Origin of the sequence: Paenibacillus dauci, assembly GCF_000971985.1 — a bacterium.
Classification (GTDB): domain Bacteria; phylum Bacillota; class Bacilli; order Paenibacillales; family Paenibacillaceae; genus Saccharibacillus; species Saccharibacillus dauci.
The window spans coordinates 289,103-307,355 of the sequence record NZ_LAQQ01000002.1 but is presented as its reverse complement, the minus strand read 5'-3'; the positions used below and the strand labels follow the sequence as shown (position 1 = coordinate 307,355).

At 46.6% G+C, this 18,253-nt stretch carries 13 protein-coding genes; 5 read left to right on the top strand and 8 right to left on the bottom strand.

The genetic code is table 11. The features are described 5' to 3' along the window. Nucleotides 1-35 precede the first annotated feature (35 nt). From WH46_RS15645 to WH46_RS15635, 3 genes are all read right to left on the bottom strand, one after another. Nucleotides 36-1,133: a carbohydrate ABC transporter permease gene (locus WH46_RS15645; RefSeq protein WP_017814829.1), complete on the bottom strand. Its 1,098-nt coding sequence runs from the start codon at nucleotides 1,131-1,133 to the stop codon at nucleotides 36-38. Continuing rightward, a complete protein-coding gene (locus WH46_RS15640; RefSeq protein WP_017814830.1) occupies nucleotides 1,133-2,233 on the bottom strand; it encodes a carbohydrate ABC transporter permease in 1,101 nt (366 codons plus the stop codon). The genes WH46_RS15645 and WH46_RS15640 overlap by 1 nt, the downstream gene beginning before the upstream one ends. A 107-nt stretch (nucleotides 2,234-2,340) precedes the next feature. Continuing rightward, entirely contained in the window at nucleotides 2,341-3,768 is a 1,428-nt protein-coding gene (locus WH46_RS15635; protein ID WP_017814831.1) for an ABC transporter substrate-binding protein, read from the bottom strand. A 559-nt stretch (nucleotides 3,769-4,327) separates the two neighbouring features. Here WH46_RS15635 and WH46_RS15630 point away from each other — a divergent pair. The 5 genes from WH46_RS15630 (at nucleotide 4,328) to WH46_RS15610 (ending at nucleotide 14,132) form a co-directional block, all read left to right on the top strand. Then, nucleotides 4,328-8,074 carry an immunoglobulin-like domain-containing protein gene (locus WH46_RS15630; protein WP_046227450.1) on the top strand — a complete coding sequence of 1,249 codons (3,747 nt, stop codon included), beginning with the start codon at nucleotides 4,328-4,330 and terminating at the stop codon, nucleotides 8,072-8,074. A gap of 311 nt (nucleotides 8,075-8,385) precedes the next feature. Beyond that, nucleotides 8,386-11,499 carry an immunoglobulin-like domain-containing protein gene (locus WH46_RS23465; protein ID WP_052714257.1) on the top strand — a complete coding sequence of 1,038 codons (3,114 nt, stop codon included), beginning with the start codon at nucleotides 8,386-8,388 and terminating at the stop codon, nucleotides 11,497-11,499. Nucleotides 11,500-11,655: 156 nt separating this feature from the next. Continuing rightward, on the top strand, nucleotides 11,656-12,078 hold the full coding sequence (locus WH46_RS15620) for a MarR family winged helix-turn-helix transcriptional regulator (protein WP_046227752.1): 423 nt from the start codon (nucleotides 11,656-11,658) through the stop codon (nucleotides 12,076-12,078). 51 nt (nucleotides 12,079-12,129) lie between these two features. Further along, complete coding sequence (locus tag WH46_RS15615) at nucleotides 12,130-12,960, top strand: alpha/beta fold hydrolase (protein WP_046227449.1); 831 nt, start codon at nucleotides 12,130-12,132, stop codon at nucleotides 12,958-12,960. A 236-nt stretch (nucleotides 12,961-13,196) separates the two neighbouring features. After that, nucleotides 13,197-14,132 carry an aldo/keto reductase gene (locus tag WH46_RS15610; protein ID WP_046227448.1) on the top strand — a complete coding sequence of 312 codons (936 nt, stop codon included), beginning with the start codon at nucleotides 13,197-13,199 and terminating at the stop codon, nucleotides 14,130-14,132. A 185-nt stretch (nucleotides 14,133-14,317) separates the two neighbouring features. On the opposite strand, the gene WH46_RS15605 is transcribed toward WH46_RS15610, so the two are convergent. The 5 genes from WH46_RS15605 to WH46_RS15585 form a co-directional block, all read right to left on the bottom strand. Next, the gene (locus WH46_RS15605) at nucleotides 14,318-14,812 is read right to left on the bottom strand and encodes a DinB family protein (protein ID WP_017814838.1); all 495 of its coding nucleotides are present in this window, start codon (nucleotides 14,810-14,812) and stop codon (nucleotides 14,318-14,320) included. Between the two features lie 69 nt (nucleotides 14,813-14,881). Continuing rightward, nucleotides 14,882-16,252, bottom strand: a complete 1,371-nt coding sequence (locus WH46_RS15600; RefSeq protein ID WP_017814839.1) for a sodium-dependent transporter — start codon at nucleotides 16,250-16,252, stop codon at nucleotides 14,882-14,884. A gap of 152 nt (nucleotides 16,253-16,404) precedes the next feature. Then, nucleotides 16,405-16,986 carry a GNAT family N-acetyltransferase gene (locus tag WH46_RS15595; RefSeq protein WP_046227447.1) on the bottom strand — a complete coding sequence of 194 codons (582 nt, stop codon included), beginning with the start codon at nucleotides 16,984-16,986 and terminating at the stop codon, nucleotides 16,405-16,407. 28 nt (nucleotides 16,987-17,014) lie between these two features. Next, a complete protein-coding gene (locus WH46_RS15590) occupies nucleotides 17,015-17,338 on the bottom strand; it encodes a hypothetical protein (RefSeq protein WP_017814841.1) in 324 nt (107 codons plus the stop codon). Between the two features lie 129 nt (nucleotides 17,339-17,467). After that, nucleotides 17,468-18,154: an oxidoreductase gene (locus tag WH46_RS15585; protein ID WP_046227446.1), complete on the bottom strand. Its 687-nt coding sequence runs from the start codon at nucleotides 18,152-18,154 to the stop codon at nucleotides 17,468-17,470. Nucleotides 18,155-18,253: the final 99 nt, after the last annotated feature.

Below are 18,253 nucleotides of genomic sequence, written 5' to 3'. Positions count from 1 at the left end.
TTTGAATACTAAAGCTTATCCGATAGCTTTTATACTTAACCTTTGACCGATCCACCCAGCAAACCGCGTACAAAGTACTTTTGCAGAGCGAAGAATACAGCCAGTGGCGTCAACATGGAGACAAAGGCGGCTGCCGTAAGCAGATGCCAGTCGCTACCACGCGATCCGACCAGGTTGGCGATACTCATCGACAGCACCTGTACTTCCGGCTGGGAGCCGAGGAAGATAAGTGATACCAGATAATCGTTCCATACCCACAGGAACTGGAAGATACAGATCGATGCCAGTGCCGGTACCGACAGGGGCAAGATCAGTTTGGAGAAGATGGTAAAGTTACTCGCTCCATCCATAAAGGCGGATTCGAACAGATCCTTGGGCAGCTGACTGATCGAGTTGTACATAAAGTATGTGATCAGCGGCAGACCAAACGCGGTATGCGCCATCCATATCCCAAAGTACGTCCCGTTCAGTCCGAGCGCCGTATAGTCACGCAGGATTGGAATCAGTGCCACTTGCAGCGGAACGACGAGCAGTGCAATCACGACGATAAAGAACGCTTTGCGCCCCTTAAATTTCAGCCAGGCAAACGCATAGGCTGCAAATGAGGCGATAAAGATCGGAATGACCGTCGATGGTACAACGACAGCAATCGTGTTCCAGAAGGAACGGCCCATCCCGCTGCCCTGCTCCGTCTGCACGGTACCATCCGGCTGGGTGATTTTGTACTCTTTGCCCCCGAGTACGGTCTCATAGTTCTGCAGGGTAAAGTTGGTTGAAGAACCCCATTTCTTTTCCTGTACATCTACTGTACGGGCACGGCGGTTCTCCCAGATCAGACGCTGGTCGCCTACTTCTACACCTGCTTTGAGTTGATCATCCGGAAACGACTGTCCATTGACCTCAATCGGTTTGCGAAGATCCGTGTCGCGGTCCAGCTTGATCTGGCTGACCGTCTCCCACTGACGATGCGGGATAACAGTCCACCAGCCAGTCTGCAGAATATCTGCAGCCGGACGAACGGATGAGATCAGCAGCCCCAGTGTGGGGATAAACCAGACAACGCAGATAATGCCCAGAATAAGATTGACCAGCCAATGACCTTTACGGCGTGGAGCTTTGACTTTTTTGCGCATTAGAGGTTGCCTCCCTTCTGAAGCTGACGAACGTTCAGAATAATCACCGGAATAACGGCGATCAGCAGCACGATCGCGAGTGTCGAACCGTAACCAGCATTCTGGTACATGAACAGCTGACGATAGAATTCGGTCGCAACGACCTCGGTACCGTACTGTCCACCGGTCATGATCATGACCACATCGAATATTTTCAGTGTAAATACAATAATGGTTGTTGTTACGGCAAGCACGGTACCCGAGATGACTGGCAGCATGATTTTGAAGAAGATGCGAATCTCACCTGCACCATCCATTCGTGCAGCTTCCAGCATATCTTCTGGGATCCCCTTGATGGCAGCCGAGAAAATAACCATGGCAAATCCGGTCTGCATCCAGACGAGGATGACAATCAGGAAGAGGTTATTCCATGGCTGCACCATACTAAGCCAGCCCTGTGGCTGGAATCCCAGCTGGATAATAATCGCATTCAGCAGACCAATCTGCTCGTCGCCCGGCTGGTAGTAATAGATAAACTTCCAGATAACCCCGGCAGCGACAAAAGAAATTGCCATCGGCATAAATACAATTGCTTTGGCGAGCCGTTCAAAGCTACTGCGATCCGCCAGTACAGCGACCAGCAGGCCCAGAATTACGCAAGCCAACGTACCAATAACGACCCACATCAGATTGTTGCGCAGAGCAGTCAACAGCAGTCGATCCGTAAAGACCGCTCCGAAGTTCGCTAGTCCGACAAACTTGGTGGAATCGGCGTTAAAAAAGCTTAAGTACAGCGTACGCAGCGTCGGCAGGAACAGCAGCCAACCGAGCAATAGCACGGCAGGTCCAACGAATACGTAAGGGGTGACTCTTTCTTTCCATTTATCCGGATACTGCTCAACTACCCAGTTAAGCGTAAAGTAAATGGAATAAATACCGAAGATTCCCCAGATCACTGCCAGCAATGCATTAAACATGGGAGGAAGACCGGATTCACGGAAGAACAGGAATATTAGCGTATGCACTCCCAAATTAAGTAAAGGAACGAGGATGGATAACAGAATCAGGCGCGGTGTGAAGCGCTGTTTGCCCCTTACATTGATTTCATTGCCTGCGTCCATTTGCTTTCCCCCTTTGGCATTTGCAAAAATGCTCCCTTAATCACACCAAACGGACCGATCAATACCGGTCCGTCTGACGTGTTGATCTCATGTTGTATAAAGGCCGGTTACTTTTTCCAGCCGGATTGGATTTCCTGCATGGCCTCATCCAGATTGGCTGTACCGCTCACATAGTCGGTCATGCCTTTCCAGAATGTACCTGCACCAACAGAGCCTGGCATCAGGTCAGAACCATCAAAGCGAATCGTGTCTGCAGTCTGTACAAATTCGGACATGCGGCGTTCCTGGTCATTGGCGAACCAGTCATCCGGTGTACCGTTCATAGGAGGCGTTACACCACCAGATTTGATCCAGCTTTGCAGGGATTCTGCAGTCGTGAAGAATTCCATAACGGCACGTACTTCCGGACGATCATTGAACATGGCATAGATATCGCCGGAGATCAGAGCCGGTGTACCGTATTTTGCATCAATGGATGGGAACGGGAACCAGTCATACTGGTCAGCTGGCAGTCCTTCAGGGAAGAACGATACGATAAATCCAGCTTGACGATGCAGCCATGCTTTTGGAGGATCGGTAAACAGTGGTTTTACTGCATCCCCAAAGTTCGTTGTTACGATCGAACTGCGTCCGCCGTATACATAATCTTTGTTGAACCAGATATCAGACATTTTGGTTACTGCATTTTTAACGATAGGATCAGTGAAAGGAAGTTCGCCTTTTACCCACTTATCGTAGTTTTCTGGTGTAGTGGTACGCAGCATGATATCTTCCAGCCAGTCAGTAGCCGGCCAGCCTGTTGCCGCGCCGCTCTCGATACCTACGCTCCATGCAGGATCGCCATCAGCAGCGATCTGCTCGGTCAGTTTCATCATTTCGTCCCATGTTTTTGGAACGGTATATCCAGCTTCATCAAAAGCTTTTTTGTTGTACCAGACCAGACTTTTCACGCTGCTGCGTGCCCAGACGCCAGCAGTGATGTCTTTGTTTTCCGGACCGGCCATTTGTGCCATATCCAGCCAGCTTTCTTTGTACTGCTGCTTCAGGTAATCAGCAGGCATAAAGGAAGCGACATCAATAACTTTGCCCGATTTCACGAAGCCTTCCAGCAGACCTGGCTGTGGGAAGTCAGCGATATCCGGGGCATTGCCACCATTAACGCGTACGTTGACAGTTGCTTCAAATTCCTTGGAACCTTCATAAGCGATATCAATACCTGTTGCTTCTTCGAATGCCTTGATACTGGCATTGAATTTCTGCTCATCCGCATCGACGAATGGACCGTACATTGTTACTTTTTTGCCTTTATATTCACCATTTAGCGCCTTTTCCAGTTCAGATCCTGCTGGTACTTTGGCAGTCTTGATCAGGTCAGCGCCTGAAGTCGTTGTCGCTGCCGGTGTTCCTGTTCCCTCGGTGCCAGTCTGCGAACTGTTGGTTGTTCCAGAGTTGCCGGAACATGCACTCATTACTACGGAGAACAACAAGACCATCATCAAAGTCATAGAACCGTTCTTCTTCCACTTGCGTTTCATAGACTCAACCCTCTCATGATATACTGGTTTACTTGAAATAACAGCTACAAATAGATAAATTTTACTTTTATACCATTCTCTTATTTTTGGCGTGAAAAGTAAACAAGATTTTGTTAGCGGTTGCAATTTATTTATCAAATTCTCGCCGCTACCTCTGGCTGTTTAACCCCCTGATTCAAAGTAAGTTAATTATCTATTTGAAAGCGTTTACAGATGGCTGCAAGAACATTTTATTCCATCGCTACCTGATAAGCAATCCTTTTTTTGTACATTTCAGACAATTTTTTTATCCATATCTTTCCTTAATAGATATATTGAATATTAATAATTTCAAAGATTATTTTGTTTAGGGCATTCGTTTGCACAGTACACAAGGTTTTTCATCAATATAATATTATCTTTATGAATATGGAATGCAGGATTCTATTTCAAGTCTGTATTTCTCAAAATGAAATATTCCAAATTGAAAAACATTGCTAAGTGCCTATATGGCGTAGACAGCTTATACTGTTATATTAGGTTGGTAGCAACATATTTGCCAATAAAAAGGAGGTTTATAATGAAAAAGTTTATTTCTACCTGTCTGGCGTTTTCCCTGGTGATGCCGGGAGTGACAGGGAACGCTGCTTTTGCAGCAGAAACAAGCACAGAAGACGTATCTGCAACAATGGATGTACCTTCCAGCACATTGTCTGATTCTTTATCCACCGATGTACAATCCAGTGTATACGAACTGCCCGTAATCAGCCCACTGCCAAGCTCCAAGACTGTATCTGATATTGTCTACAAACCAGATCAGCTATATTTTCCACGTGTATATGACATGACTTACCGCAATGGAGAGGTATACTTTTTACAAATTTCAAATGGCATATCCAAGATATCTCTTACGACAGGTAAGACTACAACTATTTTGAAAAGCAATTATTACTCTATTCAAAGTATCGCTGTGGATTCACAAGACAACTTGTATTACATTGAGCTTGGAAGCCCCTACATAAAGAAAGTCAGTCTTCGCTCTCTTCAACTTCCGCTTACTTATAAACAGCTATTGAATGCGAGTACTGATTATGCCAAGTATTCCTCTTCTTCAAGTAATGTAAAAATTACAGGTATGGCTTTTGACTCCAATGACCAGCTTTACATTGCGATTTCCGGTCAGAATTCTGAAAATCTCTCGGGTGTAATGAAATGGAACAGCGCCTCACAAAGCCTTCAACCTGTTCTCTCCAATACAAGCAGCAAGATCGAGAAAATCGCCTTTGATTCCCAAGATAATCTGTATATAGATACCTATGGTTACTCGACAACGGATGGAATAACCATCCGACCAGGTATCCAGAAAATTGAAGCCAGCTCACTGCGTTCACTGCCCATCAATGATAAGATGCTAACGCCCTACAAGACTTATTCTGAGCTTAAGAATCTAGTTTATGGAATGATATTTTTACCGGATGGAACCTCCTACTCTACAGACGGTACGACAATTCGCCGCATTTTCATGAGTGATCGTCCTCTTATCACCTTGAATGGAGAATCTTCCATCACTTTAATTAATGGAGAAACCTATCAGGAAGCAGGAGCTTACGCTGAAGACCAAAAGTATCATGATCTCAAAACGCAGATCACCTACTCTCTGAATGGAAAACCTGTAGAAGCCATTGATACTCATATGGTCGGAACATATACTGTCCACTATAACGTAACTACACCGGATCAGCGCTCTGCTAAGGAAGTTACACGTACTGTTGTTATCAAAGAAATACCTAAAAACCTGACAGAAGTCGATTTCTCTAATCCTGTCAGTATGGATTATGCCAATAATGCCGTCTATATTGCCAATCCGGCGACCATGGATAATCCAGATGGCGGTATCTACAAAGTATCTCTAAAAGATTATAGTCGCAAGCTTATCGCCAAGTTGTCGGATGTACGAGGCATCGCCGTTAGCAATTCAGGTGATCTTTACTTCTCAACTGTCAGCGACTACGGCAGCTTCTTCAAATTGGAAAGTCGCTATCTCAATGAGAATCAGCCTTTGATGGGTTCAGCATTGTGGGCAGTTGCCGAGGAAATAAGGCCTTTCTCTGCAGAACTGAGTGCAAAGGGAACGATTCGCATCACAGGCTTGGACTTTGATAATCAGGGTCGTTTGTACATTTCAGCCAACCAACCATTTAACAGTTATGGTGAACATGCACTCATTATCCGCTCACTGGATGACACACTCTCTTCGTTCCAGCAGTTTGGCGAAGGAGATGACATTATCCGCAAAAATCTGAGTGACATTGCAGATATTGAGATTAGCCCTGGTGGTAATCTGTATGCTAACTTTACAGGATTTAATTATCATGGCACATATAAAATTCCTGCCAGTGTACTGCAGGAAGATCAGCCCATATTGACTTCTAACCTATTGGGTGAAGATGTGGGCAGTTCCAGTCAGTATCATGGAATAACTTTTCTTCCTAACGGTGAAGGTTATGCAACTATGATGAATTATCCAGAGCTATCCATTTATAAACTTCCATTTTACGACAGAGCTCCTACCAGTCCGGGAGCAGAAGACGCCTATCGGCTGGAGAATCTGAATATTCCTACACCTTACGGGATGGCATATTATAAAGATCAAGCTTACATCGCCCAGGGGGATAATGGATTGTCCAAAGTTGACCTATCGACTCGTACCGTTACACAGCTGGTGTACGGCTCTAATACGCTGAATCTACGGGCTGTGACTGTTGATTCCAAGGGTGGCTTATACTACACCGTACCGAATGCCAAAAATCCAGAATATACGTATATCAAAAAAATTGATGCTGCTTCTCTGAATCAACCTTTGACTGTCGATCAGTTGCTGGCGAAAAGCATTAACTATGCCTATATTCATGAGAGCAAAATTAGCGGATTGGCTATGGATAAAAATAACCAGTTGTACATTTCTCTGGATAAAGGATGGGATCTGGACCCTGGCTTGCTTCGTTGGAATAACGCTTCCAAAACATTGACTCCTGTCTCGGAAGAAGCTTCCATGATTACGGCTATCACTTTTGATAATCAGGGTAACCTTTATTTCAAAACTCCAAGCCCGCAGTCGTATTATTCCTATGCTGCCGGCATTGTCAAAATTAGTGCTGCCGATCTGAAGGGTACACTGCCTGTTGCAGACGAAAAGCTGATTTCTTATAAACAAGATGTACTTCGGAATGAACCCTATAACGGATTGTTGTTCCTTTCTGACGGAACATCCTATTTCAGTAACGGGCAAAGTCTGAAGCGTGTATACCCTGAATCTCGCCCGATCGTGACTTTAGAAGGTTACTCGGATGCTGTTGTCCAGGGAGACATTTATACCGATCCGGGAATTCGAGTTATTGAAGATGAGAAGTATTCCAAATTTGATATCAAAGTAACGTATTCCTTTGATGGTGAATTTGTTCCTAGCCTGGATACCAGTAAAGTCGGAACATACACCATCCATTATGTAGCCGTAAATCCAGCTGGTACCGCTTCTCTAGAAAAAACGCGTGAAGTGACCGTCAAGCCGACTCCAAGCCAACTAACAGACTGGTACATCACAGGAATCAACAGTATGGATGCGGATAGCCAGAATCTGTATCTGACTAATTATTCGTATAAGGATAATCCCAACTATGGCCTGTACAAAATCTCTTTACAGACCATGCAAAAAACGAGATTGGCAGCAATCAATGATATAGGCGCTGTAGCGGTGAACGCATCAGGTGACCTGTTCTTTACACGCTATGATATGGATAACATGATTTTCAAGATCGAAGCCAAACATCTACAAAGCGGCAAAGCCCTTACCGCAGATCAGCTGATGAAGCTCAGCCGTACGTACATGCCTTTTACAGCCAAAGAGGCCAGCGCAGCTCCGCTTAAAGTCAATGGTCTTGAGTTTGATAAACAGGGCAGATTGTATGCTGCTGTAAACGTCTACGGCAAAACAAGCGTCACTTCCAAAATCGTTCGTTTGACAGGTAACGACTGGAATAAATCCACGTTGATCACCGAACTGCCTGTCAGCTCCAATGATCTGGATTTCTCTTCAGCTGGTGATCTGTATATTTCTACACAGGAACTGTATACTACCTGGAGACGCGATACGTACAAAATCAGTTCACAGCAGCTCAATACGCTGCCAATCCAGACAAACAACCTGACGAAAATCCCTTATACCGAAGGGGATAAGGGTATTGCATTTTTGGCGGACGGTACAGGATACGTAAGTAGAACAGATGATTTCGAAAAGCGTAAACAGACGATCTTGAAGTTTAATTATTAGAGTTTATTCATTACTTTTATATCTGGATCTTCCGAGCAACCCACCTTTAAACATAAAGGTGGGTTGTTTTTGTAATCGACCCTCTAAACCAGCCTATCTGCTCCTACAAAGAAGCCCTGGTTCTTACGATTTATAGAAAATATATAAATAAATATGTATAAAGATAGATTTGTACCTAAACTTTTCCATACTACTATCCGATAACACTTGAGAAGTTAATTTAACAGCTTAACGAATTATGGATGGATTACTAACAGTTGCTAAGTCGGTTGCTTTGTATATTTGGAAATGAAACCAAAGGGGATAGCTCATTGCAAAATGCCAAAAAACTGATTACATTTTGTCTGGCTGCATCACTTGTATTACCGGGAGCCTCATTATCAACAGCTTACGCAGACGGGGAAAGTACAGACACAAGCAGTGTATCCAGTGGAAATTCGGTTACTGGAGATACGTATTCTTCACCTGATTCTTCTGCCAGTGCACCAGTTGTTCAGTATACGGGAGGTAGCGGATACAGCGTAACCACTTCAGTATATGCGACCAAGCCCGTTATTACCCTGACAGGCGATCCACAGATCAATCTGACTGCCGGACAGGCTTATGTAGAAGCAGGAGCTACCGTACAGGATAATACCTACTCCGATCTCAAAGCAGCCAATGTCTCTTATACCCTGAACAATATGACTGTTAGCAGTGTAGATACCAGCAAACCAGGTACGTATATCGCTCATTACAATGTGACCAATCCGGCTGGACAGTCTGCGGATGAGGTACAGCGTACTATTATGGTAAAATCTGCGAGTACTTATGTGGATCTCTCCCAACTTGGTATCAACTGGGCATACGGACTGGCGTATCATGACGGTTATCTCTATGTTGCCCAGCGTCAAAGTGCTCTGCTCCGTGTGTCGGTAACAACAGGAGAAATCACACAAATTGTATCCAGCAATGAGTCATTTATGGGAGTTGCTCTGGATTCTCATGGCAATCTATATTATACGATTGACAGTGATCCACGAATTTATAAGCTGGACAGCAGCTATCTCTCCTCTCTTCCAATGACAGAATCCGAACTTACCAGCCGCAGTACTGTATATTATACGCATCCTAACTTCACTTATATATATGGACTTGCTGTCGATAAAAACAACAATGTCTATTATTCCGATTACAACAATAAAGCTATTATTAAAATTCAAGCAGGAACCAAGCAGCCGGTGACTGTGATTACCAACTTTAATACTTCATTCAATGCTTTTACCTTTGACGAAGACGGTAATTTCTATGCAGGTGGCGATGACTACCGTATCTATCGTGCTTCTGCACAGAGCCTTGGCAGCCTGCCATTCTCCTCCAGTGCACTGGTCAATATTACACCAAACACGTACTATGGCGCCTACGGCTTGGTCTTCCTGCCGGATGGACAGACTTATATGGGAACAGCAGGCAGCATCCAGAAAGTTTCCTTGCAGGCAGCCAAACCGGTTATTACCTTGAAGGGTCAATCCACAATCAAAGTTGAAGCGGATAGTGTCTATACCGATCCAGGTGTTACGGTCACCGACCCGACCTCCTCTTCACTCGTTCCCAAAGTAACGTACACTTTCCAGGGCTCTGCAGTGCCCGGAGTCAATACAAGCATACCAGGGACGTATATTGTTCATTACAATGTGATGAATTCCTCCGGCATTGCAGCCGTTGAGGTGACACGTACTGTTATCGTCAGTCCTGCACCAACCAATCTGCAGGAAGTGAGTGTATATCGCCCATTCGGTCTGACCTACTACGACAGTAATGTGTACTATGCAGATTACGGACTTGGCATCTACCAGATCTCGGGTACGACGTTCAAGAAGAAACAAATTGTAGCCGATCGCGATATTATTGCACTTACTTTCAACAGCAGTGGTGATCTGCTTTACTCCAAGACTGGAAGTGCCCATGTATACAAGGTGTCTGCATCTGATCTGCAGGGCACGCTGCCTCTGAGTGCACAACAGCTGGCAGATCGCAGTGAAGTGTATTATACCGTGGGCAGCAATATAGGTATAACCGGCATGACTTTTGATAGCCAGGGACGTCTGTATCTTTCGTTGCAGTACAGCAGTGAGCTGAATTCACGCATTGTTCGCTTCAATGACAATATGACTACCGCTCCTCAACTGGTAGCCGAGTATCCGGTTGCATTATACGGTATTGCATTCAGTTCCTATGGCAACCTGTATGTGAATGCAGGCAATTTCCACACGTACAAAATAGGTGCCCCTCAACTGCGCAAGCTTCCGGTAGGAATCAGCAGCTTCCAGGATATGGGTACTAATAATAAAGGTTTTGGTCTCGTGATCCTGCCGGACAATAGCGGGTATCTAAGTCATATCGAGCCAAACGCACCACTAACCCGCGCAAGCTTCACGGATCAAATGGAAGCCGTACCGGTGGATAGCGTTACACTCGATACCCAGACACTGAATCTGAAAAAAAGAGGCGCGGTTCAAACATTGACAGCTACCGTGCTGCCGGCTGATGCCAGCAATCCTGCTGTGCTTTGGACAACCAATGATCCGTCTGTCGCTACAGTCAAAGATGGTGTGGTGACTCCACTAAATAAAGGGACTGCAATCATCACGGTAACGACTATCGATGGCAGCTATTCCAGCAGTGCTACCGTGACTGTCAAGGATACCGCCCGCGGCAGCTCCAACAACACATCGGAGAGTATTAATCTGTCTACCAGCACATCCGGTGCAGGAACATCTGCTTCTCCGGTTAATGCAGTTACGGCAACACGAACAACCCAATCGGATGGCAAGAAAATAGATACAATCAACCTTTCCAGCAGCGGACTAGAACAGGCGGTAGCCCGTCAGGCTTCCGGCGATACAACAGCACGCCTGTCTGTACCGGACGCACAGAATGAAGTAGCTTCGACCAATATCACCCTGCCGGTTACTGCTACACAATCATTGAAACGGACAGGCACTGATCTGGAAATTCAGACTAATACTGTATCGGTTACTATACCGGTCTCTGTTCTGAACAACTTGAATAGTGATCTGCACTTTAGTTTGACACCGATCAAGGATAGCACGCTGCTGCAACCTATCCTTAATGCGGCTGCCAGCCTGACACCGAATCAGACCGGTACCGTTCTCGGTACTCCGGTGACCGTGGAAAGTAATCTGCAAGGCCAACTGGTTCAACTGACTCTGCCAGTAAGCAGCAAACTGCTGCCACAAAATGCAGAAGCACAAACCGCCTGGCTGCAGCAGCTACGTGTTTTCTCCAAATACGCGGATGGCAGTTCCGAATTGATTCAACCGAAAGTCGTTAAGGATGCAAATGGTAATGTTGGCCTTCAATTTGCAGGCAGTCAGCTCAGTACGGTAGCTGTCGTCGATACGCAAAGTACAACTTCCAACTAAACATCATCCTTGACCGGGCCACCGATCAAAGATGATTGAAATAATGATCTGATTGGTTCAGATTATTCACAGCAATCCCTCTGTAGACTCAATGCAGAGGGATTTTTGCTGCGAAATAAATTTGAAAATAGTTTGATATCAAAGTATATTGTTTTTATGAAAACAACAGATGCTGTATCACTCATATCCAAAATCAGAGAACAGGTGAACCGATTTATAGTAGCCGAAATGGCAGAGCAAGGGGTTGAAGGCATTGCAACCTCGCACGGCGATATTATTTATACTCTTGCCGGCAAACCGCGTATGACAATGGCCGAAGTATCCCGATCGATCCGCAAAGACAAGTCTACTGTCACTGCACTGGTAGACAAATTGATCCGTCTGGAACTGGTACAAAAGGAAAAGGATGCAACCGATACTAGAATTACCTTTGTATCATTGACACCAAAAGGAGAAGCACTCAAGCCTGTTTTTGAAGAGATTTCCCATAAGCTGATGGACTCTTTTTATACCGGCTTTTCTGTAGAAGAGAAAAAAGAACTACTGCGACTGCTTATGAAGGTACACCATAATTTCTAATTTTTTTTGGATAAATAGTTTGATATAAAACTAAATGTAGAGGTGAAAAAGATGACCGATTATACAAAACTGCTTCCTGCTCATACTACAAAATATGTAGGTGACTACGATCTTTATCTGGAAATGTACCCTGAGGAACGACCGACAAACGAGACTTCGGGAAGGCCTCCCCTGCTTTTTGTTCATGGCGCGTATACCGGCAGCTGGATGTGGAGCAAGTATATCCCCCATTTTGTCGACAACGGCTGGACGTGCTATTCCATGAATTTGAGAGGGCATTACAGAAGCAGATCGGTTGATATGAGCAAGGTTACGTTCGAGGATTATCTTGAGGATATTCGTACGATTCTTGATGAATTCGAACGTCCCCCTGTACTGATCGGGTTCAGTATGGGTGGTATTCTGAGTCAGAAAACAGCCGAATCAGCTCCCCTTGCTGGCCTAGTCGTGATCGATTCCAGTCTGAGCCGGGAAGTACATGAACAGGCTCCTTATCCGGATCTGATTCCCGAGCTCCCCGGCCTTGTTATTCCTCCGCCGATGCGGGATGAAACAAGTAGTCTGGATGAATCGGCGGAAGATATTGCTTTTCAGCGAAAATACCTATCCATGGAAGCGTCTCATGCATTCGGCAAAGTCTCTGTAGCCTTTGGAGCACAGGGAGGCATTCCCATCCAGCAGCATCTCATTACCGTTCCTTCTCTTGTCATCAAGGCGGTAAACAATGATACTGAGCAGCGGCAAGGACAATTGACCGCCAAGCAGCTGGATGCAGAATATACTGCACTGCAGGGCACTACTCACACCGGTCTGTTGGTCGGGCAGAGATATCGAGAAGGTGTAGACCGGATTCTGGCATGGCTGGAACGATTCGAAGGCTGAATGAAATGAAGATAACGAAAAACGAATCCGATCGGTAAGTACTGCTGGATCCTTATGGCATACGTTCATTATCTCGATCTTGCAAAACGTTCAAGTCCATTAGTTGTGACCGACAAGTTTCACTTTATGCTTTTCTGGTCCAATATGTACTTAATGTCTTATTATTCCGATCATTTCACTTTAGTATGATTTCTGCTACACTATAAGGCACATTACGCAAAAGGAGATGAATGACTATGACTAATCAAACACGTCTGGGCAAAAGCGATCTGCTGGTGAACTCCATCGGACTGGGTGCCAATGCTGTCGGCGGACATAACCTGTATCCGAATCTGGATGAAGAAGCAGGCAAGGATGTTGTACGCACTGCGATTGCCCATGGAATCAATCTGATCGATACCGCATTCATCTATGGTCCAAAGCGCTCGGAAGAACTGATCGGTGAAGTGCTCAAAGAAACCGGCAAGCGCGATGAAGTCGTAATCGCTACCAAGGGTGCGCACAAATTTACCGAGCAGGGCGACGTGGTCTATGATAACTCTCCAGCCTTTCTGCGTGCCAGCGTAGAAGGCAGTCTGCAGCGTCTGCAGACCGACTACATCGATCTCTACTACATCCATTTCCCGGATGAGCATACGCCCAAGGATGAAGCTGTCGGCGAACTGAAAAGGCTCAAGGACGAAGGCAAAATCCGAGCTATTGGTGTATCCAACTTCTCCCTGGAACAACTGCAAGCCGCTAACAAAGACGGCTATGTAGATGTGCTGCAGTCCGAATATAATTTGTTCAAGCGTGAAGCCGAGCAGGATCTGCTGCCTTATACCGCACAGAACCAGATCAGCTTTATTCCGTATTTCCCACTGGCTTCCGGTCTGCTGGCAGGTAAATACGATGCCAATACTACCTTTGATGATCTGCGGGCGCGTGATCCGCTGTTTACCGGTGAAGCATTCACCCATAACCTGCAAAAGGTCGAGATGCTGCGTCCGATCGCCCAGGCCAAAGGTGTCGAAATCGCCCACCTGGTACTGGCATGGTATCTGACACGCGACTCCATCGATGCTATTATTCCGGGCGCCAAGCGTGGAGATCAGGTACTGGATAATCTGAAGACACTGGATATCCAGCTGACTCCGCAGGAGATCGAGCAGATCAGTCATATTTTTGTCTAATATGCCTTCTTTATCGAATACAGATTGGATAGCATAACAGTTCGGCACAGCTATGATCTGACTATATACAAAAATACACAGGTTCCGCGAATAACAGCGGAAACCTGTGTATTTTTGTATAGGGTGATGGTTGTGATTACTGCCATACGTGCACGGCAGTCGCTATTTTTACAGTGCTTGTTGGTTCAGGCTGGATAGCCTCCACCCGGTGGCGGCCATTGGCCTGCCAATCGACGCAGGATCACTATCTCACCGAGATGATACGTATTATGCGAAGCGATATTGCGCAGCAATCCGGCTGCCGTCTCTCCCGGGAAATGCTTGAGTCCGGCAGACAGATCGACGGTACCGGCAAGCTCACAGGCTGTATCGATTCCATGCAGGAAATCATCCAGCAGCTGCTGCCAGGTGGTTTCGTCTTCTGCCATAGCTTCGCGGGGCCAACTCTCGCTCACATCCTGCGGACGTTCGGGCTGTTCACCATGCAGGTGAGCCAGCATATACTCCTGCCAATAATTCATATGACTGACCAGCTGATAGATGCTATAAGGGACACCTTCGACTATCCGGCCAGACAGTTCCAGATCAATATCCGACAGTGCCTTGGCAATCGGCAGATGCCCGCGCTCGCCAATTAGGGACTGGATCAGTGCTTTGGCAAAATACTGCTGTTCTGACATCGTCCTTCAACTCCTCCCGTTTCTAGTCTACAGTATACCAGATCGGGAATCGGTAGCGTACCGGATGGTCTATTCGCCGAGGTTCAGCAGACCGACAGAGTACAGGAAGATCAGAATGATCAGAATCGGTGCCACATAGCGGATCAGGAACATCCATATTCGGTACCATACACCGTTCAGACCTACTTCATCGCCTACACGTTTCCAGGCATAACCGGTAAACAGAGTCACGATCAGCCCGCCAATCGGCATCAGTATATAGGAGGTAACAAAGTCAAACAAATCGAATATGCTCTTGTCTGCAAAGCTGATAAAGCTCAGTACTCCACCTACAGACAGTGCTGCCGGTACACCGATAATAAAGGAAGCTACCGATACGATAACCGCAGCTTTTTTGCGGCTCCACTTCCACTCTCCCATCGCATACGCGACAGGCACTTCCAGGATCGATACACAGGAAGTCAGCGCTGCAATCGCCAGCAACAGGAAGAACAAACCACCGAACAGGAATCCGAGCGGCATCTGGGCAAAAGCAGCCGGCAGCGCCATAAATGCCAGACCTACGCCTGATCCTGGCTCAATACCGTACGAGAAAATAGTCGGGAAAATGATCATACCTGCAATAAAGGCATAGATCAGGTCACCCGCACCAATTGCCAGTGTAGCTTTACCCAGGGATTGATCCTTTTGTACATAGGAGCCATAGGTCAGCATACATCCCATACCCAGAGACAGGGAGAAAAAGGCATGTCCCAGTGCCGTTAGTGCAGAAACCGCACTTAATTTGGAGAAATCAGGAGCAAGGAAAAATTCTACGCCTGCTGCCGCTCCCGGAAGAGTCAGGGCACGAACCATCAGAATCACCAAAATAATCAGGAAGCCGGGAATCAATACTTTGTTGAATTTCTCAATACCGCCCGAAATCCCTTTGGCAATAATAATTCCGGTAATCAGCATAACGATAGCCTGCCAGAGCAGCGGCATATATCCGCCTGCGAAGTCGGTGAATGTCTTCGTATAATCTGTACCTGGCTGGTATAACCCGCCGCTAAACGAGCCTACGGTGTAATGCAGCGTCCAGCCTGCTACTACACCGTAGTAGGACATGATCAAGAACGCGGTCAATACTGAAATCACGCCTACCCATTTCCACTGCTTTTTCCCTGTAATGTTGAAAAGTGATGAAGCAGCATTACCCCGTCCACCGCGGCCAATAGCCATCTCCGCAAGCAGAATCGGTAGCCCTACAACAATCAGACAAATGATAAACAGCAGGAAAAATGCCGCGCCGCCGTATTTACCGGTAATATACGGGAATTTCCACATATTCCCGAGACCCACCGAGCTGCCGATCGCCGCCAGAATAAAGCCCGACTTGGAGAAGCCGTCCGTTTTGGGACTCAACGATGCCGGTCCCGGATTTGAAGACTTTTTATTCATATATACACTCCTGTTCATGGATGCAGCGGTCAGCTGCCGGGCACTGTCCCTGCGGACACACGGCCCGGGCATCAGCCGGCAAAATTAATTATGCTTATGTTACACAAATTGTGAGTCGCTGTCCATGAAAAAGAAATCCAGAATAAAAAATTTCATATTTTACGATTATCAAACCGAAATGACAAGAATTGTTCATTATCCGGACCGTCAATCAACTGACGGGTATATTCATTATGTGTGTAGTCCATCAGCAGCTGCTCCCAGAAGCGACGAGCATGAATATTGCGCTCTGTCGGGTTGGTATGGAGCTCCCATGAACCGCGAAATTGACCGAAAATGTGACGGGCTGCCTGGACGGCCAACCCCTGTCCACGAAATGGACGCATCACAAAAAACTCGTGCATAAAATAATCGGTTTTCTCATAGGATGGAATATAAGGAGGGGTCGATACAAGGGCAAATCCGGCCGGTATTCCGTCAACACGGATCACATAAGGAAACAGAATACCAGGATGCTGCCACCAGATCCGGAACACTTCACTCTGCTCTGCCAGCGTACGATAGCTGTCTTCCTCTTCAAAAACGCCATGCCGATTCGGCTGGCGTTCCCAGATTTCCGATAGATCATACAGATAGAATGGATACAGATTCAGGATCGTATGTGACTCTTCTACCGGGCACAGGGCAATATCCAGCGTTCCCTGTGCAGACAGGAAAGGGTCGGGCTGATTCATGGTGTTCCACCTCAATTATGACGTGATCTTATTTCTGCAGAAAGCTCGCGGCAAATTGAAGAGCTGCCATGGATTCTTTGACAAAAACGCGGTTCTCCGGTTCCCATTCATTGGCATCATCCATAAAAGAGTCTTCGATAAATTCTTCAAGCGCAGCCGCGACTTTTTTACGCTCTCCTGGAGCGGTTGGTCCTTTGCCTCGCAGCGCCTGAATAGCTGTCCGCATCTGGCGGCAGGACGTCTGGATAAATGCATAGTCATCTTTATCCCAGGCTTTGGCATTATCCATATCATAAAAAGAAATCCAGCGTTCGATCATTGACGCCGCTTGTTTGGCATCCAGTTGGGGCATGTGAATGTACTCCATTCTATAATTGAAATTCACGTCCGTTTCTACGTATTACGGACCTGCTTTTACATTATACTTGCTTCTGTACATTTTACCATGTCATCCGGTATAGAGCATGATGAATAATATCGGCTAGCGGGTAGCAGGACGGGCAGCGACCTGCAGCTGATTGGACAAATAGACGACCGTCCCCTGGGGTTTGCGCTGGGCAATCCGGTACATGCCCTCTGCCACAATCTCGGCGGAAATCGCTTTGTACTTGTTCATTGGACCGATGAACAGCGGGGCTAATCCTCGCGCCAATATGGCACCGGTACGTTCACCCAGCCGGAACTCTCTGCGCTTGCCGAGCAGCAGGGATGGACGCACAATAGATAAGGACTCATACCCGATCTGTGCCAGCTGTTGTTCCATCTCCCCCTTGATCCGGGAGTAAAAGACCCGGGAATGCGAGTCTGCACCCATCGCACTGACTACCAGAAACTGGGTGGCTCCCTCTTCGCGGGCAATACGCGCCAGTTCCAGCGGATAAGTTACATCGATGCGATACATATTCTCCTGCGTCTTGGCTTGGCGAATGGTCGTGCCCAGACAGCAGTATATATCATCTGCCTGCAGCTCGTGGCGCTGCTGCTCCAGATGCTCATAATCCACAATCACCTGCCGAAGTCCGGTATGGTGCTGCCAGCGCTCTACCGGCTTCCGTACCAGTATAATCACTTCTCTGTATTCAGGAGCCTCAAGCAGTAGCTCGGTTAACGCCTGACCGACCAATCCGCTGGCTCCTGCAATCAATGCTACTTTCTGTTTCAATGCCATCATCTCCACCTCTAAAGGATCGCCCGGCTGCAACGATAACGGGTTAGCAACCTATTACCCATTTCGGGACATGCAAAAGCGGCGATTCGGCCGGATTCA